The following is a 22,117-nucleotide window of genomic DNA, read 5'->3' as shown; positions in this document are numbered from 1 at the left end:
TGCCGTCTGCCGTCTGCCGTCTGCCGTCTGCCGTCTGCCGTCTGCCGTCTGCCGTCTGCCGTCTGCCGTCTGCCGTCTGCCGTCTGCCCTTTGCCCTTTGCCTTGCCCGCCGAAGCTTTAGCGTAGGAGGGCCTTAGAAATAAATCCCCGGCACCAATTCATCAATCAATCCCGGATGAACGGGTTTCCAGCCTAAGGTTTTACGGGTTTGCGCACCCGAGGCGGGGCTACCCATCGATGCAAAATGTTTGAACCAGCCAAAATGGGCCTCAGCATCTGCACCATCTTTACTCACAACAGGCATCTGTAATCCTTTGGCAATAGCAGTGGCAATTTGCTTAAATGGAATGCTTTCCTCCGCTACTGCATGATACACTTTTTGTGCAGGTTGCTTTTCAACGATCAACCGGTATAAAACAGCAGCATCGAACCGATGCACCGCCCACCAATGATTAGTACCCTCGCCAATATAAGCCGAAACGCCTTTTTCTTTGGCCAAACCAATAACAATAGGAATGAAGCCATGATCATCGGGGCCATGTACAATTGGCAATCGTACAATGTAGGTATTCACCCCTTGTTCGGCAACGACATTGGCCGCTTCTTCTGACGCTGCGCGCGGTGTTACGTCGGAACCGGCGGGTTTGTCGTTTTCAGTTATCAGCGGGCCATTCAACAGACCCACCCCTGAGGTAATTACCAATGGTTTATTGGTCCCTGCCAGGGCCGCGCCCAATGCCATTATTACCTTGCGATCGTTTTCGCAATTGGCTTTGTATTGGGTAAAATCATGATTGAAGGCAGTATGAATAACTGCATCACATTGTGCCGCGCCATTTTGAAGACTCTCCAGGTCATCGAGGTCGCCGCGATGTGGTTCTGCGCCTGCTTGTTTCACAGTTTCGACACCACTGTCAGACCGTACCATCCCCAGCACCTGGTGACCGGTCTGCAAAAGTTCTTTAACGATGGCGGAGCCTACGAAACCGGAAGCTCCTGTAACAAATACTCGCATAAATGAATGACTTGATTTTATGGATACAAAATTGAGTCAACCCATTTGCGAAAACGTGGTCATTTGACCATAATTCTATTTAACGGCGTACCTGTGCGTGGCGGATGCGGGTGAGGGTTTTCAGCGAAATGCCTAAATAAGCGGCTATCATGTGCAAGGGAAGGCGGGCCAGCAGGTCGGGGAAGGTTTGAACAAAATTCTCGTATTTTTCTTCAGGCGTTGAACTCAATGTGGTAAAAAGACGTTGCCGGTTGCTGATATGACTTCTGGTAACCAACTGCTCAGACAAAATAGTCAGTTCTGGGATATCTTTTAACAGGCGATCAAAATCGGGTTTGCTCCAAAGTAACACCTCACTTCGTTCTATGGCAGCGATCGTAAATTGTGACGGTGTTTGCTGGTGATAGCTTTCCGGGTCCAGTGTCCAGTTGTTTTCCGGTGAAAAGTATAAAATATGCTCGCTGCCATCTGCTCCAATACCATAAATGCGCAGGAGCCCTTTTACAATAAACGTTTTATGCCGGCACACCTGGCCTTGTTGCAACAACGTCTCATTCCGGTGCAGGGAAACAGGCTTTGCGGCCGAAACGATCTGTTCAATTTCTGAATCGTTCAGGTTGGTGCAGGTGCGTAAATAAGTATCAAATACGGTGGTCATATTCCTTTCAAAAATAAGAAATATGCACTTAATTCAAATAGTCATTAACTGTTATGCGTAAATAAGGTGAGCCACTCTGCAAGAGTGACCCACCTTAATAACCTAAGCGTGGCTGTGCGCCATTTCATTTGACCGCACCAGCAGTTTTTTTACTTTCGCTGCAATACTGACAGCATCGATGCCGGCATCTTTCATTAATTCCTCTTGTTTACCCGATTGAGAGATCTTTGTCACGGCCATCTTTTCTACATAATTGCCTTCGGCGCTAACGGCTGCAGCAATAAAATCACCCAAACCACCATGCGCAAAATGATCTTCCACCGAAATAATACATTTGAAACGGGTGCTGTTCAAACAATCCAGCAAGGTATCTCTGTCAACCGGACTTACGGAATAACAATCCACCACCCGGATGTTTATATCTTCCTGTTTCAGTAGCTCAGCCGCCTGCAGCGCTTCATACACGGTAATACCGGTAGCGGCAACCGTAAGCAGGTCATCATTTGATTGCAGGATTATTTTTGAACCGCCAATTTTAAACTCATCGCCGGGCTTATATAATAGTTTTGTTTTTGGGCGCAAGGTGCGCATATATACAATACCGTTGTGCTGTACCATTTGCGGCACCAGGCTGGCAGTGGAAACGGCCTCGCAAGGTTGCAGTACAACCGTATCGGGCAGGGCGCCAAAGAACGCAATATCTTCCAACGCCATTTGCGAAGGGCCATCTTCCCCAATAGATACCCCAACGTGCGAACCCACAAATTTTATATTGGCTTCAGAGATGCGGGCCATCCTGATCTGGTCGGCAGCACGCATAAAGAACGCGCCAAAAGTGGCTACCACCGGTATCTTACCAATTCTTGATAAACCGGCGCCTACAGATACCATGTTCTGTTCCGCAATAAAACATTCCACGAAACGCTCGGGGGTTACCTTTAACGCGTCTTCGGTAAAGGTGGAGTTCTTTACATCAGCATCCAGCACATACATTTCGGGCGTATGTTGCGTGATCTGCGCCAATGCCTCGCCAAACACTTCGCGCGTCGCATAGGATTTGGCGTTATCAAAATCAAGTTTAACGGCCGTATTTATTTTTACGTCGGCAGAAGCGATTGTAGTAGTGGCCGGTTTCCGCAATTCAAAACGCGCATCGTCATTGATTGGCCCCAACTCATCCAGCGCTTTTTTCAGCTCGTCTTCTTTTAACGCCTTACCATGCCAGCCATCTTTATTTTCAATAAAAGAAACACCTTTTCCTTTTTCGGTCCTGGCAATGATAGCCACAGGTTGCGTGCCTGCATGACTATGGGCCTGTTCTAACGCCTGGTCTATTTGTTCATAATTATGACCATCGATGGTAAATACCCTGAAATTAAAAGCCCTGAACCGTTGTTCGTATTCATTCATGTGATGGCCAAACATGGTTTCTCCACTTTGCGCCAGGCGGTTGATATCTAAGATCGTAATCAAATTATTTAACCGGTGGTAGGAGGCAAAGTTGGCTGCTTCCCATACCTGGCCTTCCGCCAGTTCTCCATCGCCACACAACACATAAGTCGTAAAAGGCAGGTTTTCCCTTTTTGCCGCCAACGCCATACCGGCCCCTACAGAAAGTCCCTGTCCTAAAGAACCCGTAGCAGCTTCTGCATATTTGTACTTGGGAACCGGGTGTCCTTCAAACCGGCTGTTTAATTTTCGTAATGTTTTTAATTCATTCAGGTCATAGGCGTTGCTCATGCCAAACAGGGCGTACAGCAGGGGAGCAGCATGACCTTTGGACAACACAAACCGGTCGTTGTATATGTTCAATGGGTTGGAAACATCGTAGGTAAAATATTTATCAAATAACACGGCTGTTATATCTGCCGCCGATAAACAGGAAGTGGGGTGTCCTGATCCTGCTGCAGTTGTAGACACAAGACACCATTTGCGCAGTAATTTTGCCTTTTCTTCCCAGGCACTTGTATTTTTCATAATAGGTATATAAATGATGAATAATGTAAGCGCACAATTAGAGTGCCATCGTTTGTTAACAGGAATTGTAGAAATTATTAGCCACTATCACTTTAAATAGTTGGCCAACCACCCATTATAGGTAATTTTACTGCCCAAACTTTATAACAATGAAACTAACAGATAACAAAATTTTAATCACCGGCGGGGGTAGCGGTATTGGTCTTGGACTTACGGAAAGATTTGTAAAAGATGGCAACACGGTCATCGTTTGTGGCAGAAGGGAAACAGCGCTGCAGGAGGTTGCAGATAGATTTCCTTCCGTTATCACTCAGGTGTGCGACCTGGCCATTGAAGCGGACCGCATTAATTTGTTTAATTGGGTAGCGGCAAACCATCCCGACCTGAATGTACTTGTTAACAACGCCGGCATTCAAAACTGGATGAACATTACCAATGATGACTTTTATGACAGAGCCCAAAGCGAAATAGAAATAAATATTACGGCGCCCATTCACCTCACCAAATTATTTTTGAAACTGAAGTCGCTGAATACTATTATGAATGTATCATCAGGACTGGCTTTTATCCCTTTATCAAAAGTGCCCGTTTATTGCGCCACTAAGGCGTTCATACGCTCGTTTACGATGTCCCTCCGGCATCAGTTACAATCAGCAAACGTTGAAGTAATAGAGATCATTCCACCGGCGTTGAATACCGATCTGGGTGGAAAAGGCATTCACAATGAATTTCCTCCTGTAAGCGATTTTATTGAATCCATTTTTCAACAACTGAAGGAAGGAAAAACCGAATTGACCTTCGGTACCAGCGAAGCAAGGGCAAAAGACAACAACGATACCATTGCCGACTATTTTGCCAGAATGAATGGGTGAGTGGTGAATCGTGAATCGTGAATCGTGAATAGCTCGCTCATTTTGAGATTTACTATTAATTCTAAATTTCAAAACTCAGACGCCATTGACCATTCACCATTGACCATTGACTGTTTTACCCTATCCCTATTTTATTGGGGTTCATCTATTCAATTATGGATTTAAGGCCATCCGGTTATGGTTCTCTAATTAAAAGAGCTTACCTTATATTAAAATTAAATACCATGATTATTGTACACGACATTTTTGTTTGCAAACCCGGTAATGCCTCCAAACTGGCGAAACTGTTTAAAGAAGTGATGGGTGACGGCAAGGAGTTCGTTAATGTGATGACCGATATGACAGGGCAATTCAACCGGGTAATAATGGTAAGCCAGTACAACGATCTAACCGCTTATGAAAAAAGCTGGGATGACTTTCAAAAAGATGAAGAAAAGATGAAAAAAATGAAAGAGAAAATGGCCAATTACACGGAGATGTATTTGACCGGTTCCCGTGAGATATATAAGGTGTGGTAAAAGCCCTGAACTACGTCAAGGCTTTTATCTATGCAACAAATTTACCACGGACTAATGCCCGTTTCAGGCGCATTGTCATCACTAAAAAACTGACCGGTGGGACCGTCGGCGCCAAACGTAGCTGCTTTTACTACACGGGCAGCGGCATCTGACACGGTTCCGGGACCGCTATGATTATTAAAATCGGTAGCGGTATAACCGGGATCAACCACATTTATTTTGAACCGGGTATCCCGCAGGTTATAAGCCATTACAATCGTATAAGCATTCAGGGAAGCTTTAGACGCCACATACGAAGCCGGCTTCACCTGGTAATGTTTCCACGAAGGATCATTTTGCAGGGTAAGCGAACCCAGCCCGGAGGTAACGTTAACGATCCTTGGTTCCGGCGATTGTTTCAGCAGATCTATAAACGCCTGAGTCACTTCTATCACGCCAAAAAAATTGGTTTCAAACACCTGTCTGAAAACGTTGATGTCGGCATCAAAACCATGTTGTGGCGAACCACCACTTATGCCTGCATTATTGATCAGCACATCCAGCGATTTGATCTTTTGTCCCAACGTGGTACGGGCAGCTTGTATAGACTCAATATTATCTACATCGATCTCTATAGGTTCTACCTGTTTTAATCCTTCCGACTGTAGCTGCTTCACAGCCTCCAGACCTTTTTGCCTGTCCCGGCAGCCCAGGTATACATAATATCCCTGCTGCAATAATTGCCTGGCAGTTTCAAAGCCAATGCTTTTGTTTGCTCCTGTAATCAGTACTGTTTTCATAATTTATTATTTAACAATACAAAACTACAGGGAGTCATTAGCCTGACTGTAACACATCCATCGGTGTTAATGGTACATTTTACGGATGCTGGCCCGGTATTCAGCCGGTGTGATGCCCGTTTCCCGTTTGAAGAAGCGGTTAAAGTAGGAGGCATCGGTAAAACCGAGGTCGAAAGAAATTTCTTTTAAGGAGTTGTTGGTATGAAAAAGCAGGCGACGGGCTTCCATCACCAGCCGGTCATGAATATGTTTGATAGCCGGTTTGCCGCTTTGCGCTTTCACTACCTCACTAAAATGCCCCGCAGAAATATTAAGTTGTGTGGCATATTCGCTTACTTCATGCAACTCACGGAAATGCTCATTTATCTTTGCCTGGAATTTCTGTAACAACAATTTTTCTGCCGAAGTATCATTGCTCTTAAACTGCTCATTATACAAACGGCTTAAATAAGTAAGCAGCACCGTGAGATACGCGCCCAGCATCCGTTGCTGCCATTCACCGGGGCGCCGGTACTCCGCATTGATCTTGCTCAGCATGTCTTCCACAAAATTTACATCAACCTCAGTAAGCAGCAGTTCATGGCCATTGTGCGGATTTTGAATAAGCGGTAAATTACTCAATGTTGGGTTTTCCAAAAAGGACAAAAAATCACTCGTAAAAGCAATCCCAGTGCTCCATAACTCTTTAAACTCCTCTTTTACTATGATGTTATGGGGGCTTGAAAAATAGATCCTGTTATCCTGAAGTATATAGGGTGTCATATCGATCCATTGACGGGTGCCGCCGGCCCGCCTGAGGAAAATAATCAGGTAATGGTTCTTTCGGTGTGGAATAAGCAGTTCTGACTGCTCGGGCAGGCTGCCTTCAAAATTATACACTTTAAAATGCCTGTTACCGGTAAACCCCTCCGGCTCTATAAAATATACGGGCACCTGCTGGTTGGAACTGATTGACATTCCTCAAAATTAGCATTTTTGTTTATTCAATATCGCCACAGCCCTTGCCGGTGCGGCATCCGCCTGTTCTATTTTTAAAGGCAGGCATACCAGCTGGAATATTTCACCGGTGAGCAGATCAAGATTCGTGAGGTTTTCTATAATGATCAGTTCTTTTCCAAGCAAAATTTTATGATTGGGGTATTGCAGCGAATCGATCTCATCGGGCGAAATGGCATCGAAACCTACACCCTTAATGGGTAACTGGGATAACCAGGTTGCCGCCGCTGTAGAAAGAACAGGGTAATCTGACAGGTACTGCGCCGTTTTCCATTTTTTCGACCACCCGGTGCAAAACAACACGAAATCCACCTGTTCCAGGTCCCTGGCATGCGCCTGCAGAAGATCAATGGAAATCTCATTTTGATTCAATGCCCGGCAATCGACTATGAACGCTGTGCCAGTAAATGTATCCGGTGCAAACTGGTCGAGTGTTTTTCCACCCTCGATCATATGGTAGGGAGCGTCTATATGCGTTGCATGATGGGAATTCAACACCAGACTCATTTCAGCAAAGCCCTCGTGCTGCACCGTACTGAGTTGCTTTATTTGCGGTTGCGCAGTTCCGGGGTACACGGAGATATTGTTATTTATCGAATGCGAAAGATCGATAATTGTTGTTTGAGTTGATTGAATAGTCATTCATTATTTTAATTGTGCAAAGATATCACGAAACAACAGGATACCGAACCCCCAACTTCCATTGACGCAGGGAAAAAATATGCAATGTATAAGCCAGCGGCACCAGCAGTCCGGGCAGATAAATAAATGGAAATGTGGTTATCAGGGAACTGTCGGGCCCGTTGTGAAAGGCACGGAGCGGGGTAGGAAGGGATAATGCGGAGACAGTAACTACATTCACCAGCAACACAAGACCGGCAATATTATACAACAGGGCTACAACTGGCGGCCAGGTCTTCTTTACGTAACAATAATAGCCTACCGGATAAGCGAACAAACCGGTGAGGATGTCGAAATTGCGGCCTTCAAAACTCATCTGCGTGGGCAGTGATCCATTGCGCACGAGTATCCATAACCCTATTTCAACCAAAATGCGGAATGACTGCAGCCAGATCAGCCATTGGGGTTGGACTTGCTGTAAAAACTGTTTGCCTGCACGGGAGCTGATAAAGAAAAGCACCACGGGTAAAGGCGTCAAAAGCGCAATAGTCAACCTGGGTGGTACCCGGGAGAAATCGCTAAAAAAGCCACGTACCGAGAATATACCGAGCAGCAGGAGCCAGGCGGTGAGCAAAACGGCTGTTGTGCGAAATGTGGATCTTGCCATAATTGAAACATTTGAGAACCTAAAGTTCCGTAGGATGTGCCGTTTGCCCCATAACCAAAATTGCTATTTTGTGCCGAGCCGGTATTGAGTAGGGTAGAGTCCCATCTTTTGGTAAAACAGCCGGCTGAATGACTGGCTATTATCAAAACCCAACAGTGCTGCCAGATCTGCTATTGACATCCCGGAATTAGTGAGTAAAGCCCTGGCTTTTTCAATGCGAAGCTGCTGAATATATTGATAGGGCGACAAGCCATAAGCCGAACGGAATAATCGTAAAAAATGATATTTGGACAAACAGGCTTCCGCGGCAAGCTGGTCAAGGTTTACTTCACCACAAAAACCCAAACGCAACACATCCATAGCGCGGGAAAGGCGTTTGTACAATTCAACCCGCGTAGCCTTACGAACAGGAGGCAGTTGGTTTACGATCCGGCCAATGTGCTGGTGTTGCAGTAAATGATAAGACAAGAGAGCAGTGAGCTGTTCTTCAAACCGGAGTTTGTTAAAGCCTGTTTCTTTATGGGAAGTCAGGATCGCCTTGACAAGGGCATTGAAAGTGATATCCCGGCGGTGCAGCTGGTTAAAGAATAAAACAGGCGACAATTGTTTTTGGGTACCTGCATCCAGGATCTTATCTGCCGGCGTTACCAGTGAATTCAGCACCGATTCGCTGAAAAATTCCCCGAAATGGATATTAAACGTTTCCGTATCGCCGGCATATTCTTCCACCTGCAGGGTATATAATTGCGAGCGGTTGCTTACAAAATAATTGTCTTCATCGATGCGGGTCGTCTGCCGCTCCACACTGCACAAACTATTACCCCGGAGATTCAGAAAAAAAGAAAACGGTCCTTTGATGGCAGGGCGAAAGCATTCCCGAACCTTCGTATGAATGATCACACTGGGAAAACCCTCACTATCGAGCGGAAGATTACCCCAACCCAACCGGTTGTTAAACCCCTGGGCTATCTGGCTTTTAAGCCAGGTTAGATCGGGAAATTCGTGGAAGATCATTGCTGTTAAGGTACAACAAAGTGAGGTAAGCATTTAATAAATTAATATTCATACCGCCATAAACAGATGGCCTGAACTTTGTTAATTTCGCTCCGCTATCTTTAATTAATAGAACATATGGTTAAAAGAACATTCGCTGCCCTGCTTGGTTTTATAATTAGCTTTTCAATACATGCACAGGAACTTACTCCGCAGGAGATTCAACTTGACAAAAAGCTGAGCATCTTAAAAAATGAGTTGCTGGTAAAAGCCAGTCAAAATAAACTGGCGATATATAGCAGCTCTTTTACGCAGCTTAGACCTTTTATCGAGTCATCCGCCCTGTATAAATTATTCCAATCGATGCCTAAGGGTGGTCTGCTGCACTGCCACAATGGTGCTATAGTAAATCCAAACTGGCTAATTGGCACAGCTGCTAAATACAATAATTGTTACGTGTATACCGGCAAAGGCGACAACAAATTCATTTATGGGCAGTTGGCTGTTTTTACAAAAGGTAGGGCGCCGAAAGATTTTTTGCCATTGCAACAATACCTGAAACGCGATAAAAATGCCGCAGGCAGTATATTTAAACTGCTTACTTTGAACAGAAGTGATCTGTCTGATTATATGGATACGTGGGTTGAGTTTGAAAAACGTTTCAAACGGATAGGAATGTTGGTGGCTTATCGTCCCTTCTTTAAGGAATATTTCCAGGAAGCATTTTATGAGCTTGTCAGGGACAACATTCAACATGTGGAGATCAGATACGGTTTTGGTAAACTGTTTGATGAAAAGGATGACAATTATCCAGCAGATACGGCCATCAGTGATTTAAAGATGATTGTTGCCGAAATACAAAAGACATACCCTGCCTTTACTTTAAAGCTTATTTATTCCAGCTTTAAATTTCTGGACACTACAGCGGTTTCACAAGATCTAACAGCCGCTTTTCTGTTAAAGCAAAAGTATCCGGAGCTTATTTCGGGTTTTGACCTGGTGGCTGACGAAGCAACCAACCATACCGTTGGTTATTATGCCCCTGTCTGGAACTCTCTCCCTGCGCTCGAAAAACAATATGGCATTACCATGCCACTGTATTTACACGCAGGGGAGAGCAGCACCACTGCAAACACCAACCTGGTGGATGTGCCTTTTCAGTTTAACAGGCGAATAGGGCATGGGTTGAACCTGGTGTATTTTCCAGACATTATGCAACGGGTAAAAGCAGCCGATAATTTAGTGGAAGTGAGCCCGATCAGCAACCAGGAGCTGAACTATGTAAGCGACCTGAGAAATCACCCGGCAAGGGTATTAATAGCCAATGGCGTACCGTGTTCTATTAACAGCGATGATCCGGGCGTATATGGGTATGATGGGCTAAGTTATGATTTCTGGGTAGCCTTTATGGCCTGGGACCTGGATGTAGCGAAGCTAAAAAAATTGATTACCAACTCAATTATATATTCCTCATTATCTGAAGAAGAGAAAAAAACAGCGTTGACACATCTCAGTAAAGAGTGGAACAATTTTGTAGTAGCTGCATACAGGTTATAACTTTCTTTAAAGCATTCAAGGTGTGTGGGTATTGATGGCTATTGTGTATAAGTACCAATGGAAATAGAAAAAAATTCCATTAAATTTATCATGGTACTCATTATTTACCATTAAATCAAATTCTACACATGAGAAAGTTCTTACTCTTCGCAACAGCAATGTTGTGCGGTATAACATTGCTGGCCCAGGATTACTGGAAGCCACACACCGATGCCGCCAGGATCAATACCGACAAAGCCATCGCCCGGCTTGCTTTTCCAACAAATTTCAAACTATTTGATCTGAATTTTACGCCTTTGCGGAATGAAGCATTCAAAGCCGTCAGTAAGGCTGCCCGTTCAACCATTATCTCTCTTCCTAACGCAGACGGACAAATTGAACAGTTTGAAATTGTCGAAGCGTCGAATTTCGAACCCGCCTTACAGGCTAAATTTCCTGAAATAAGGGCCTTTTCAGGAAAAGGCATTAGCGACAGATCCGCCACCCTGAAGCTGAGCCTCTCGCCGCAGGGGTTGCAGGCAATGGTTTTCCGCACGGAAAAAGAAACCGAATTTGTAGAACCTTATTCTGCCGACCACACTGTTTACACCGCTTTCAAAAAACAACCAAAAACTTTACCATGGAAGTGTTCTACTCCTGAACAAAAAATGGCAACAGATTTAAGCAATCAGGTAAATGCCTCACCGGCAAGGTCAACCGGCGATTTGAAAACAATGCGGCTGGCCCAATCGGTCACCGCCGAATACTCCAATTATTTTGGGGCCACCAGTGCGTCACAGGTATCATTGGTGCTGGCGGCGGTGAATGCTACGCTTACACGCTGCAATGGAGTGTATGAAAAGGACCTGGCACTCCACCTGAACCTGATCGCAGCAACTACCAATGTGTTTTATTACAATCCTTCCACCGATCCTTATTCAGATGCCAGCACAGGCGCAGGCGGCGCCTGGAATGGTGAGTTACAAAGCACGCTGACCTCCGTGATCGGCGCCGCGAATTATGATATCGGCCACCTGTTCGGTGCATCAGGCGGTGGCGGTAACGCCGGTTGTATCGGTTGCATTTGTGTCGATAATTCAAAGGGAAGCGGTTTTACTTCCCCTGCCGATGCCATTCCGCAGGGCGATAATTTCGACATCGACTATGTGGTGCATGAAGTAGGGCACCAGCTGGGCGCCAACCACACTTTCTCCATGAGCAATGAAGGTACCGGCGTTAATGTAGAACCAGGTTCGGGTATAACTATTATGGGTTATGCCGGTATTACCAGCCAGGACATTGCGCCACATTCGATAGATATCTATCATGCCGCTTCCATTGCGCAAATACAGTCTAATCTTTCCGGAAAAACCTGTCCCGTAACAACAAGCATTGCCGGCACTAATGCCACCCCGGTTGCCAATGCCGGCAGTAATTATACCATTCCCATCAGCACGCCTTTCGCGTTGACCGGTTCTGCTACAGATGCCAATGCAGGTGACGTGCTTACTTATTGCTGGGAACAAAACGATAATGCTTCTTCCTCACAAACAGGCGCCAGCAGTGTGGCCAGCGCAACCAAAGCATCCGGCCCCAACTGGATCTCATTTGCGCCCAGTACTTCACCAGTAAGGTATTTTCCCAAAATGGCGACTATTCTTGCCGGTGGTTTAGTGTCAGGCCCATTGTCAGGCGGCGATGCGGGCGCCAATACCGAAGCGTTGAGCTCGGTTTCAAGAACCCTGCACTTCCGGTTAACAGTTAGGGACAATGCCCCTTATAGTTCTACCGCACCTGTAAGTGTTGGGCAGACCAACTTTGCGGATATGACGGTAACCGTTACCAATTCATCAGGGCCTTTTTCGGTAACATCACCTAATACAGCCGTATCATGGGCCGGCGGTTCATCACAAACCATCACGTGGAATGTTGCCAGCACCACCGCATCGCCGGTTAGTTGCGCCAATGTAAAGATCTCTATCTCTACCGACGGGGGCACTACATTCAGCACCCTGGTGGCCAGCACGCCTAATGACGGCAGTGAGGTGGTCACCATTCCCAACACACCCACTACCACAGCAAGAATAAAAGTGGAAGCTATAGGAAATATCTTCTTTGATATTTCCAATACCAATTTCACTATTGGTTCCGGCTCAAGCTGTAGTTCACCGGGAGGTTTAACGGCATCCGCAATTACTAATACATCAGCCACAGTAGCCTGGACGGCCATAAGCGGCGCCACATCGTACGATGTAGATTATAAAGCCAATACATCTTCTACCTGGATCAACGCGGCAACAGGTACATCAGCTACTTCTGTTGGCTTAACAGGCCTTACCTTAGGCACGCTGTATGATTACCGGGTAAGAACCAATTGTGCCAGTGGCAGCAGTGCGTATTCAGCCGCACAGTTTACTACAACAGGCAGCACAACCTGTGCAAGTACGTTGGATAATTCAACCAATGGAGCCATCTCCGGCGCCGCCACCATTCCATTCAATACCAATGTTACTGGTCTTATTAGTCCAAGCGGTGATGTTGACAATTATAAATTCGTGATCACAACCGGCGGTACTATCACCATTACCCTGGGCACCCTGCCGGGCGATTATGACCTGAAACTGCTGAACAGCGCAGGTACACAGCTCGCCATTTCACAGGCAGGGGGCACCACCAGTGAAAGTATCAGCAGAACCATGACTGCAGGCACCTATTATGCCCAGGTATATGGCTACAATGGAGCCAACAGCGCCAGCACATGTTATACCTTAAAGGTGCAATTAGGTACGGCCAGCCGTATGGCAACTGATGTTATTACCAGCAATGTGCAGAAAGTGGAAGTTTTCCCGAACCCTGCCACCAATGTAGTGAACCTAAACCTTACAGGTTTCACCGGAAAATCAGATGTAAGTCTGTTTGATGTGAATGGCCGCGTGGTACTGACCCGTTTAGTAAGCACGGTTAACTCGCAGTTTGATATTTCTGCATTGCCAAAAGGTATATATATGATGAGAATTAAGAATGACGGAAAGGAAGTGAAAATGACGAAGATCATTAAACAATAACGGCAATTTACTATAAGCAAAAGGCGCCCCGATGAGTCGGGACGCCTTTTTACATAATCTTTTATCAGGTGTTAATCACCATCACCATCATTATCATTCTTCTTTACATAATACTGGTCCTGGTTTTCATAAAAATGGGCCAGGTCTTCTTTAGCCGTAGCTATCGCCTTTACTTTATCTTCATAATAAAGTTTGCCTATTGAATACTGGTAGGCGTTTGCCAGTTGTCTTGATCTTCCTTTTACTTCCGGATCGTCCTTGTGCGCTTCCAGTTTCTTCATCCTGGCAATAAGTCCCAGAACCCTATTACTGCCCAGGTTATCGATAATCTCAGGCGCTTTGTATCGGTTCTCAATGATTTCATTACAAAGTTCTACTGCAGCCAGGCGTAAAACGCGGTCGCCCAGTAATTCTATCTTCTTGAAAATGTGTTGTTGCTCGGTCATAAATTTTTATACAACTGAATTTCAACGCAATATAAGAAATTCGGCTAATTGTTATTATTTCTTTTTTTACTGGATGGCGGAGGGTAGCTGTTGATCTATTTTGCTATGACTTTTAATGATGCTCCTGCTGAAATTCATATACTACTGGTTAAATTTTCCCGTGATTAACCGGGATGATGATTGAACCAACAAATACAAAACTCGTCACCGTCAGTAGCGAACCGGCAAAAAAAGCCTCCCCCCGGCTGAGCCGGGGGGAGGCTTCTATATTTCATTTACCAATAAGGCTATTGTGAATACCCGTCGTTTTGCTTCAGCTCCGCACCGGTATTCTGTGTTATTTCGGTTGAAGGTATGGGCCACAGATTATGAAACGACTCAATGCTCTGTCCAGATTTGGGGTTGAACCGTTTGTCGCGATCGGCTAATAATCCCAAACGGGTAAGCGTAACAGCTCTGAATTCTTCCAGATACAACTCCCGCAGGCGCTCATCCAGGATATAATCCATATTCATTTCCGCAGCTGTAGCTGGTGTGGCATTGGCCCGGTTTCTCAATACGTTTATATCATCCGCTGCTTTCTGGGGTTGAGATTTTGCCAGATAAGCCTCGGCCCTGAGTAAATAAGTTTCTGCCAGGCGGGCCATATATTTTTGTATAAACAATTTTGAAGCGCCATTGAGCAGAAACCCGCCAAACGGGTTGGTCAGGTTAGTTTGCACGGCCGGGCCGGCTACTGCAACAAAGTCGCCCGCCGAGGGTGAGGCCTTTCTGATTACGGGATAAAAATTACGGATGGTGTCCCTGAAATCGGCAGGTAATGTTTTATCCTTATAGCCATCTTTCACATACCATTTGCCGTAATCGGGCGAGGTTTTAGGAACACCGGAAATACGGATATCCCTTACAATATTGTACGATGAATTACGAATATCGCCTGGCGTCCATATTTCATAGAGGAAATGGGAAGTAGGCCGGATCCAGCCAACACCATTTGAAGAAATACTATCTACAAAGCTTCCGTTATACAATACATTTTGCTTGGCTTTTGATTGCGTTTCCGTTATTCTTAAACCGCCTAAACTGGGCACTATCGCCCAGGCTGTTTGATCGCCCACGGCCGCCGGATTATTTAAAGCCGTTTGAATTACCAGCAGCCCTTCGTGGTTGCCTGTGCTGTAATTTTGATTGTTGTATTCAAACAGGTCACGATATACATCGCCCGGCGTAGTGGCCCTTCTTCCAAAACGGTTTGTCATCAATGACACCCCGGAATAACCGATCACACTGGACGCGCTGGCGATGGCGCCATCATAATCTTTCAAAGAGATCAATACTTCGGTGAGCATGTGTTGCGCGATCTGTTTGTTCACCGTTCCATCGCTTACTTCATTGATGTTCTTTAATAAACCTATTGCCTGCTGCAGGTCATTCTTGCATTGCTGGTATACTTCATCCCGGGAAGCACGTACATAATCATACCGGGGTTCAGTGAGTTCGTTCAGCTCAATAGGCACCCCGCCAAATAAGTTCGCCAGTATTTTGTATGAATACGCTCTGAAAAACAACGCCTGGCCCAGGAAGCTGTTCTTATCGGCATCAGCCAACTGCGTGGCGTTGGGCACCCGGGCAATGATCAGGTTGGCGTTGGTGATGATCTTATAATATGCGGTCCAGATGTTTTGCGGAATAAAATAGCTGGGTACCATGGTTGCCTTATAGGCATTCAGTTTTGCCGCCGGGTCGTAGTCGGTTGCATTAAAGGCAAAATCAGTAGCATAGTACAAGCCAAAATAGGTATCGAGGTTGATATTACCCATGTAAATATTCCTGACACCATTATAAACATTATTGATGGCCTGCTGAAATTGTGCGCCCGTTTGCAGAGAATTATCCGGTGTGTAGATCGACAGTGGTTCTTCGTCCAGAAAGCTTTTCTTACAGGAGAACAGTACCGTTCCGAATGTAAGAAGATATATGCTTAATAATACTTTTTTCATGTCTTACAGTTTTAAAGCCCTTACAATGTTAAGTTGATTCCCAAAGAGTAATTTTTCATCACAGGGTAGCCATTGGGGTCTAAACCCAATCCTCCGGGAATCCTTTGTCCAAGTGATGTCCGTTGACTGGCCGACGGATTGGCTTCCGGATCCCAGCCATCCCATTTGGTAATGGTCAGCAGGTTTTGTGCATTCACATATACACTTAAAGCTTTTATTCCTTTTATCCGCCGAAGAAAGCCATCCGGTACACTATAAGTAAGCGTTACATCCTGCAGGCGAACAAAACTTCTTGACATATAAGGCCAGAAATTCTCGCCCATGGTTGCCACATAAGCTGCGATGCTTCTGTACGTGGCATTCGGGTTATTGGGTGTCCAGTAGTCGAATACGAAGCCATTGTTATTCCTGATGTTATCAGGATTTTGCAACATGGCGCCCGGTTTGCCGAGATAGCCGTTCTTGCCGCCCTGAATAGAATTGACAAAGAACTTTAACTGAAGGTTTTTATACGTAACACTGTTTGAAATGCCAAAACTGTATGAAGGATCGAGTTTTCCTAATATTTGTTTATCGTCGGTTGTAATTAAATTGTCCTTTTTAACGTCTTCGATCTTGTATTGTCCCGGTTTAAAACCCTGTGCGGCCAGGGTGGAAGGAATATCATCGCCAATCTGGTACATACCGGTGATCTTGTAATCATATACTACCCCATAAGGCTGACCGATAAAGAAACTCAGGATGGGATCTGCGCCATTGATGAGGTCTTTACCTGTGCCGTCAATATCCAGCACCTTATTCCGGTTCCTGAAGAAATTAACCGTTACATCCCATTTGAAATGTTGAGTAGAGATGGGAACGCCTGTGATATTAAGTTCCTGACCTCTGTTTTGAATTTTACCGATGTTGATGAGGTAAGAAGAAAATCCGGTTATCGTTGGCGTGGCCCGGGCGTTCAGCAGGTTCTTTGATTGCGAGAAATAGATATCCAGCGAACCTGAAAGCCGGTTATTGAATAGGGCGAAGTCAATACCGGTATTGGTAGAATTGGTGGTTTCCCATTTTAAATTCGGATTGGGTTGCTGCGACAGATAGGAGCCAAGCTGCGCATTGCCCGAGTTGCCGAACAAGTAGCCATTAGCCAAGCCAACGCTCATTTGAGAGATGGTTTGATACCTGCCTACGGTTCTGTTACCGGTAGACCCGTATGACACCCGCAGTTTAAGATCGTTTATCCATGATAAGGGTTGAATGAAATCTTCTTTGCTCACCCGCCAGGCAAAAGCAAGAGAAGGGAAGGTAGCAGTTTTGTTCCTGCTCGAAAAACCGGAGAAACCATCCCGTCGCACCGTACCGGTAAGAATGTATTTTCCATCGTATGAGTAAGAAGCCCGCGCCATTTGATACAACGCCTGTTCTTTCCACGGCAGAATGGAAGCGTCGTTGGAGGTGGTCAACCGCGATGCATCGCCCACATCCAATCTGTTGTATGACAAGGCGCCGTTCAGAATGCCAGAGGCCGATGTACTGGAACCATCATGCTTGTTTACTTCTGCACCATACAGCAACGTAACATCTACGCCATGTACGCCAAACTCGCGTTTATAGGTCAGGATATTATCTATCGTTAGAAAGTAATCGGTCATATAGGTTTTATAGGCCGTTGCTTCAACAGTAGGCGCGTTGTAATTAAACCTATTATAATAAATATAATTGTTCCCGAAATTCACCCGGTAATTTAGTCCCTTTACATGGGGGATGTCTACACTGGCATATACATTACCAATGAAGTTGAGGTTCCTGTCCAAATCCTGCGATCTTTTCAGGATCTCGATAGCCGTTGGCGTGGTGGTGTTTGCATAATAGGTGAGCATCTGGCCTGTTGCAGGATCAAATGGCAGGGTGTAAGGCTTCAGGTACATGATATCGGAAAAGGTGGGAGATACGCCACTGTAATCGTTAATAGATACGCCCGTTTGCGCACCGATGGTCAGCCAGTCCAGCACCTTTGTATCAATGTTCAGCCGGATGCTGTGTCTTCTGTAATTATCATTCAGGACCAGGTTCTTTTGATCAAAATAACCGTAGCCAAAATAGAATTTGGTTTTCTTTGATCTGCCGCTGACGCCAATGGAATGATTCTGGATGCGTGGGCTCGAGTTGGTAAGTAACTTCCACCAGTCTGCCGTATAGCCGTTTTTATAATTGCCGGCTTCCACGGCGGCCAGTTTAGTACTGGGATCCCAGTTAGGGTTCATTTTGGTGGGGTCGTTCGGGTCCCGGCTTTCAGACAAATACCAATCGCCCAGTTTTTGGATATACTGCGCACCGGTCATGGGCTTCATTTCTTTTTTGGTCATTTCCTGAATGGAATACGAACCGGTATAATCAACCGTTATTTTGTCAAGCCCGCTGGCGCCGCTTTTTGTAGTAATAAGCACAACGCCGTTCGACGCCTGGGAGCCATATACGGCAGCGGCGCTTGCATCTTTCAACAGGTCGATGCTTAGAATGTCTGCAGGATTAATGGAAGTAAGCGTTCCCCGGTATATCAGCCCGTCCAGTACGATCAGTGGAGCGGTAGTTCCGGAAATAGAATTCCGGCCGCGCACCATCAGTGTGGGGTCGCTGCCCGCTGTGGTTGTTTGCCCAACAGTAAGCCCCGGAACGGTTCCTCTTAAAGCCGACATCACATTCGAGTTGGGCGATTGCTTCTGCACCTGTAAGTTAGCCTTCACTACCGCACCGGTAACATCCTGGCGTTTTCGGGTGCCATAACCAACCACTACCACATCGCCCAAAACAGCGTCACTGAGTTTTAGGTTTACCGAAAGCTCTGATTGATTCCCAATAGTAATTTCTACCGGGTCAAAATTTATGGCGGAAATTTCAAGCACTTCACCTTCCGCCACCTCAATGGTAAAGTGGCCTTCATTATCGGTGCTGGTACCCCTGGTTGTATTTTTTACCTTTATGGAAGCCCCGATAACGGGCGAGCCACTCTCGGCACGCACCACCCCGGTAACTCTTTTATATTTTGCGCTGGCAATAAATGGTTGATTGGAAAGTGTGATCACCACCTTGTAACTGGGGATCAATTTCCAGTTCAAATGGGTGCCATTAAACAGCGCAGAAAGTGTTTGGTTGATCCCCGCATTGTCGAGATCAATTGTAAATCGCTGGTTAGCGGGCAGGTCGTCGCTGCTGTAAAAAAACCTGAATTTAGTCTGACCTTCAATTTTCTTAAAGATCTCCTGCATACTTCCATTAACCACTTTAAGATTAATGGTCTCCTGCGCATGGTTTTTAGCCGACACCTGTAAAGCCAGAAAAACAAATACCGTGGATAGTCTCATAAGCAGTTTAATTTTCCGTAAGCATAAAAAGGCCCTTACAGAAAAAAAGCAATCGCTAATTTTCATAATTTTGGTTGGTTTTAAAAGACTAAAATTCGTTTGAAACTAAAAGTGGGGGATGTGGCGACATTCCTCACTTATTTTACCAGTAAGCCTGGTACTTCATAGGCGCATGGTTATATTAATAAATGGTAATTTGTTTGTTGTTAATGGTATATTGAAATGGCTTGATCATTTGTAAGATCTTCAAAATTTCCTCCGCGCTGCCTCCGTCATAAACGCCTGTGTATTTATACCCGCTTACTCCTTTATTTTTAAACTCAATAGTTACATCAAACTGCCGCTCCAGGTCCATTGCTATTTCTGAAAATGGTTTATCATAAAAAGCCACCTTGTCGTTCATCCAGGAGGTTTCAACGATAACACTATCCTGAAATTTTATGCTTGTCAGTTCAACCTTTTTATTTCCGGCATCAGGTGTTATTGTCGCATCGCCTTCAGGCTCTTTCTTTACAATGATCTTGTCAGAGGGTTTCAACAAAATTTTATGTTGTGCATCTGCATGTAAGGTCAATTCAATGCTGCCTGTCAGCAACGCGGCTTCCATCCGTTGTTCATTTGAATAGTTGCGTACATTGAATTTGGTGCCCAGCACTTTAATATCCGCCTCATCCGTATGAACAATAAAAGGAACATTCACATTATGGGTTACTTCAAAATATGCTTCCCCGGTCAGAAATACCTCGCGGGTTGTTTTGCCAAATCCTTCCCCATAACTAACCTTACTTTTTGCATTCAACCGCACAATGGACCCATCGGGGAGGGTCATGGTTGACCTTGAATCCCGGCCTGAGGCAACTATCGTTTGCTTATTGCCAGCCACCCGCTTATTCTCATGTAACAATAGCCACGCCAGTCCCAGCACAATAATAGCAGATGCGGCCACCAGCGACCACTTTAATGATCTTACCACTCCCTTCGTTGTTGCGGGCGAAGGCGCCGGGTACATTTTCGCCTGGTGAATAGCATACGCGGTGTCAATTTCCCTATCTGACATTTCAGACGAATGCGTTACTATTTGATTATAAAACAATTGCAACTCCGGATGGCGCTGCAGCAGGGACTCCAGTTCTTCCAGTTCCGAGGCATCACATTCCCCGGCCAGTTTACGGCCCAGTAAATCGTAAAATCTATTTTCTACAGATGGATGCATATTATAATTGGATAGACGTATAAAAAGAAGGGTGCCGTGAATGGCCAAAAATTATTTTTTTTCGGTCAGGTACGCATCCAGGGCGGTGCGGATCTTTTTTAGCGCATGGCGCATATGAGTTTCCGCCGTATTGAGGGAAATATCAAGCACTTCGGTCACCTGTTTATAAGCCAGGCCCTGCTCTTTCACCAGCCGGAACACCAGCTGCGATTGCGTAGGCAATCCGCGAATTGTTTTTCGAATAAATTCTTCCAGCTCGGCCCGGGTGTATACATGCTCAGGTGAGTTTTTGTCAATTATATCTTCCTGGATGGTATCTGAGATGGAAACGGTAGCAATGGCACGTTTTTTCTTTCTTAGCGCATCATAGGCCTTATTGCGGGCAGCAGTAAACAGGTAAACGGTTAGGTTGTCGACATGGGTCAGGCCTTCGCCCATTGTCCAAACCTTCAACATCACTTCGGAAACAACCTCTTCTGCATCCTCTTTATTGTTGAGAATGGCAGTACAAAAGCTTAATAAAACAGGATAAAAATGATAGAATAATTTCCTGTAAGAATCTTCGTCCTGCAAATAAGACATTTTTTCCTGCAAGATCAATATCTCCTGGGCGCCAAGTTTCACTATTCAACTATAAGTTAAGTTGTCCGCAATATAAACTTAAAACAGAATTCATCAGCAATAAAAGCAATATTTTCAACCCCATACATCTTGTGTTTGCATATTATTCATTCATTTTGGCATTATTAGAATTGCTGCCATTATACTCAGCGTTTGAATTTTGTAATATTGCCATATGAGCAGGATCAAATCAATGAACGATTATTATAAGGTCAATTTTAATTGGATACCGGATCATATTCAGAAAGAAATAGGCCGTTTTAATGTATTCAGGTTAGATGATTTTGTTCGAAAGCATTACAAACCCGTTCCTTTTGGAAGAAAAGATTATTACAAAATAAGTTTGATCATTGGAAAGAATAAAGTGTATTATTCCGATAAGGTGTTTGAAGTAAAAAAGCATGCCTTATTGTTTTCTAATCCCCAGGTTCCTTATAATTGGGAAAATACAGATAGCGAACAAAGCGGTTATGTTTGTGTTTTTTCTGCTGATTTCTTTTATCAATTCGGTAACCTGAAAAATTATACCGTATTTCAACCTGGCTTTTTACCTGTATTGGAATTGACGACAAAACAGGTCGAAAAAGTAAAACAGGTGTTTGAGCAAATGATCATTGATCTCAATTCTACTTACATACATAAATATGATGCATTGAGAAACAGGGTGTTTGAGATCGTGCATTTTATCTTGAAAACCCAGCCTGCTTTTAATGCAACCGAACAAAAGACAACTACTTCCTATAAAAAAGCGGTGCTTTTCCTGGAATTGTTAGAGCATCAATTC

The 22,117-nt window shown here is 45.0% G+C and carries 18 protein-coding genes; 5 read left to right on the top strand and 13 right to left on the bottom strand.

The features are described 5' to 3' along the window. Positions 1 to 133 precede the first annotated feature (133 nt). From ACJ751_RS29690 to ACJ751_RS29680, 3 genes are all read right to left on the bottom strand, one after another. Positions 134 to 1,015 (bottom strand): SDR family oxidoreductase, encoded by an 882-nt coding sequence (locus ACJ751_RS29690; protein ID WP_407749172.1) that lies wholly within the window; start codon positions 1,013 to 1,015, stop codon positions 134 to 136. A 79-nt stretch (positions 1,016 to 1,094) separates the two neighbouring features. Beyond that, the gene (locus ACJ751_RS29685; RefSeq protein ID WP_407749171.1) at positions 1,095 to 1,673 is read right to left on the bottom strand and encodes a Crp/Fnr family transcriptional regulator; all 579 of its coding nucleotides are present in this window, start codon (positions 1,671 to 1,673) and stop codon (positions 1,095 to 1,097) included. Positions 1,674 to 1,775: 102 nt separating this feature from the next. Further along, on the bottom strand, positions 1,776 to 3,650 hold the full coding sequence (locus ACJ751_RS29680; protein WP_407749170.1) for a transketolase: 1,875 nt from the start codon (positions 3,648 to 3,650) through the stop codon (positions 1,776 to 1,778). Between the two features lie 149 nt (positions 3,651 to 3,799). Here ACJ751_RS29680 and ACJ751_RS29675 point away from each other — a divergent pair, with 149 nt between their 5' ends. Together ACJ751_RS29675 and ACJ751_RS29670 are read left to right on the top strand one after the other, a co-directional pair. Continuing rightward, entirely contained in the window at positions 3,800 to 4,522 is a 723-nt protein-coding gene (locus tag ACJ751_RS29675; RefSeq protein WP_407749169.1) for an SDR family oxidoreductase, read from the top strand. Between the two features lie 224 nt (positions 4,523 to 4,746). Beyond that, positions 4,747 to 5,040, top strand: coding sequence for an NIPSNAP family protein (locus tag ACJ751_RS29670; protein WP_407749168.1), 294 nt, complete (start codon positions 4,747 to 4,749; stop codon positions 5,038 to 5,040). A 41-nt stretch (positions 5,041 to 5,081) separates the two neighbouring features. On the opposite strand, the gene ACJ751_RS29665 is transcribed toward ACJ751_RS29670, so the two are convergent. The 5 genes from ACJ751_RS29665 to ACJ751_RS29645 all read right to left on the bottom strand — a co-directional run bounded on the left by ACJ751_RS29665 (position 5,082) and on the right by ACJ751_RS29645 (position 9,117). Further along, entirely contained in the window at positions 5,082 to 5,819 is a 738-nt protein-coding gene (locus tag ACJ751_RS29665; protein ID WP_407749167.1) for an SDR family oxidoreductase, read from the bottom strand. A 66-nt stretch (positions 5,820 to 5,885) separates the two neighbouring features. Beyond that, complete coding sequence (locus ACJ751_RS29660; protein WP_407749166.1) at positions 5,886 to 6,776, bottom strand: helix-turn-helix domain-containing protein; 891 nt, start codon at positions 6,774 to 6,776, stop codon at positions 5,886 to 5,888. Positions 6,777 to 6,785: 9 nt separating this feature from the next. Continuing rightward, on the bottom strand, positions 6,786 to 7,457 hold the full coding sequence (locus ACJ751_RS29655; RefSeq protein WP_407749165.1) for a cyclase family protein: 672 nt from the start codon (positions 7,455 to 7,457) through the stop codon (positions 6,786 to 6,788). Positions 7,458 to 7,482: 25 nt separating this feature from the next. Beyond that, on the bottom strand, positions 7,483 to 8,103 hold the full coding sequence (locus ACJ751_RS29650) for a hypothetical protein (RefSeq protein WP_407749164.1): 621 nt from the start codon (positions 8,101 to 8,103) through the stop codon (positions 7,483 to 7,485). Between the two features lie 63 nt (positions 8,104 to 8,166). Then, on the bottom strand, positions 8,167 to 9,117 hold the full coding sequence (locus ACJ751_RS29645) for a helix-turn-helix transcriptional regulator (protein WP_407749163.1): 951 nt from the start codon (positions 9,115 to 9,117) through the stop codon (positions 8,167 to 8,169). 117 nt (positions 9,118 to 9,234) lie between these two features. Between ACJ751_RS29645 and ACJ751_RS29640 the strand changes: the two genes are divergently transcribed. Then, positions 9,235 to 10,653 carry an adenosine kinase gene (locus tag ACJ751_RS29640; protein WP_407749162.1) on the top strand — a complete coding sequence of 473 codons (1,419 nt, stop codon included), beginning with the start codon at positions 9,235 to 9,237 and terminating at the stop codon, positions 10,651 to 10,653. Between the two features lie 128 nt (positions 10,654 to 10,781). Continuing rightward, positions 10,782 to 13,697, top strand: coding sequence for a reprolysin-like metallopeptidase (locus tag ACJ751_RS29635; RefSeq protein WP_407749161.1), 2,916 nt, complete (start codon positions 10,782 to 10,784; stop codon positions 13,695 to 13,697). Positions 13,698 to 13,768: 71 nt separating this feature from the next. On the opposite strand, the gene ACJ751_RS29630 is transcribed toward ACJ751_RS29635, so the two are convergent. From ACJ751_RS29630 to ACJ751_RS29610, 5 genes are all read right to left on the bottom strand, one after another. Beyond that, positions 13,769 to 14,143, bottom strand: coding sequence for a hypothetical protein (locus ACJ751_RS29630; RefSeq protein ID WP_407749160.1), 375 nt, complete (start codon positions 14,141 to 14,143; stop codon positions 13,769 to 13,771). Positions 14,144 to 14,430: 287 nt separating this feature from the next. Further along, positions 14,431 to 16,143, bottom strand: a complete 1,713-nt coding sequence (locus ACJ751_RS29625; protein ID WP_407749159.1) for a RagB/SusD family nutrient uptake outer membrane protein — start codon at positions 16,141 to 16,143, stop codon at positions 14,431 to 14,433. 20 nt (positions 16,144 to 16,163) lie between these two features. After that, the gene (locus ACJ751_RS29620; protein WP_407749158.1) at positions 16,164 to 19,499 is read right to left on the bottom strand and encodes a SusC/RagA family TonB-linked outer membrane protein; all 3,336 of its coding nucleotides are present in this window, start codon (positions 19,497 to 19,499) and stop codon (positions 16,164 to 16,166) included. Between the two features lie 181 nt (positions 19,500 to 19,680). Beyond that, the gene (locus ACJ751_RS29615; RefSeq protein ID WP_407749157.1) at positions 19,681 to 20,712 is read right to left on the bottom strand and encodes a FecR family protein; all 1,032 of its coding nucleotides are present in this window, start codon (positions 20,710 to 20,712) and stop codon (positions 19,681 to 19,683) included. A gap of 51 nt (positions 20,713 to 20,763) precedes the next feature. Next, positions 20,764 to 21,336 (bottom strand): RNA polymerase sigma factor, encoded by a 573-nt coding sequence (locus ACJ751_RS29610; protein WP_407749156.1) that lies wholly within the window; start codon positions 21,334 to 21,336, stop codon positions 20,764 to 20,766. Between the two features lie 172 nt (positions 21,337 to 21,508). Here ACJ751_RS29610 and ACJ751_RS29605 point away from each other — a divergent pair. Beyond that, a partial coding sequence (locus ACJ751_RS29605) for an AraC family transcriptional regulator (RefSeq protein ID WP_407749155.1) occupies positions 21,509 to 22,117 on the top strand: 609 nt, incomplete at its 3' end.

Origin of the sequence: Niastella sp. (assembly GCF_045805085.1) — a bacterium.
GTDB lineage: Bacteria > Bacteroidota > Bacteroidia > Chitinophagales > Chitinophagaceae > Niastella.
This window is presented reverse-complemented; position numbering and strand designations above follow the sequence as displayed.

What these genes read in the sequence shown, in the direction of transcription:
- ACJ751_RS29640 (WP_407749162.1), top strand. Translation starts at nt 9,235, where the DNA reads ATGGTTAAAAGAACATTCGCTGCCCTGCTTGGTTTTATAATTAGCTTT.
- ACJ751_RS29655 (WP_407749165.1), bottom strand. Translation starts at nt 7,457, where the DNA reads ATGACTATTCAATCAACTCAAACAACAATTATCGATCTTTCGCATTCG.
- ACJ751_RS29675 (WP_407749169.1), top strand. Translation starts at nt 3,800, where the DNA reads ATGAAACTAACAGATAACAAAATTTTAATCACCGGCGGGGGTAGCGGT.
- ACJ751_RS29630 (WP_407749160.1), bottom strand. Translation starts at nt 14,143, where the DNA reads ATGACCGAGCAACAACACATTTTCAAGAAGATAGAATTACTGGGCGAC.
- ACJ751_RS29690 (WP_407749172.1), bottom strand. Translation starts at nt 1,015, where the DNA reads ATGCGAGTATTTGTTACAGGAGCTTCCGGTTTCGTAGGCTCCGCCATC.
- ACJ751_RS29635 (WP_407749161.1), top strand. Translation starts at nt 10,782, where the DNA reads ATGAGAAAGTTCTTACTCTTCGCAACAGCAATGTTGTGCGGTATAACA.
- ACJ751_RS29685 (WP_407749171.1), bottom strand. Translation starts at nt 1,673, where the DNA reads ATGACCACCGTATTTGATACTTATTTACGCACCTGCACCAACCTGAAC.
- ACJ751_RS29650 (WP_407749164.1), bottom strand. Translation starts at nt 8,103, where the DNA reads ATGGCAAGATCCACATTTCGCACAACAGCCGTTTTGCTCACCGCCTGG.
- ACJ751_RS29660 (WP_407749166.1), bottom strand. Translation starts at nt 6,776, where the DNA reads ATGTCAATCAGTTCCAACCAGCAGGTGCCCGTATATTTTATAGAGCCG.
- ACJ751_RS29670 (WP_407749168.1), top strand. Translation starts at nt 4,747, where the DNA reads ATGATTATTGTACACGACATTTTTGTTTGCAAACCCGGTAATGCCTCC.
- ACJ751_RS29645 (WP_407749163.1), bottom strand. Translation starts at nt 9,117, where the DNA reads ATGATCTTCCACGAATTTCCCGATCTAACCTGGCTTAAAAGCCAGATA.
- ACJ751_RS29620 (WP_407749158.1), bottom strand. Translation starts at nt 19,499, where the DNA reads ATGAGACTATCCACGGTATTTGTTTTTCTGGCTTTACAGGTGTCGGCT.
- ACJ751_RS29680 (WP_407749170.1), bottom strand. Translation starts at nt 3,650, where the DNA reads ATGAAAAATACAAGTGCCTGGGAAGAAAAGGCAAAATTACTGCGCAAA.
- ACJ751_RS29665 (WP_407749167.1), bottom strand. Translation starts at nt 5,819, where the DNA reads ATGAAAACAGTACTGATTACAGGAGCAAACAAAAGCATTGGCTTTGAA.
- ACJ751_RS29625 (WP_407749159.1), bottom strand. Translation starts at nt 16,143, where the DNA reads ATGAAAAAAGTATTATTAAGCATATATCTTCTTACATTCGGAACGGTA.
- ACJ751_RS29615 (WP_407749157.1), bottom strand. Translation starts at nt 20,712, where the DNA reads ATGCATCCATCTGTAGAAAATAGATTTTACGATTTACTGGGCCGTAAA.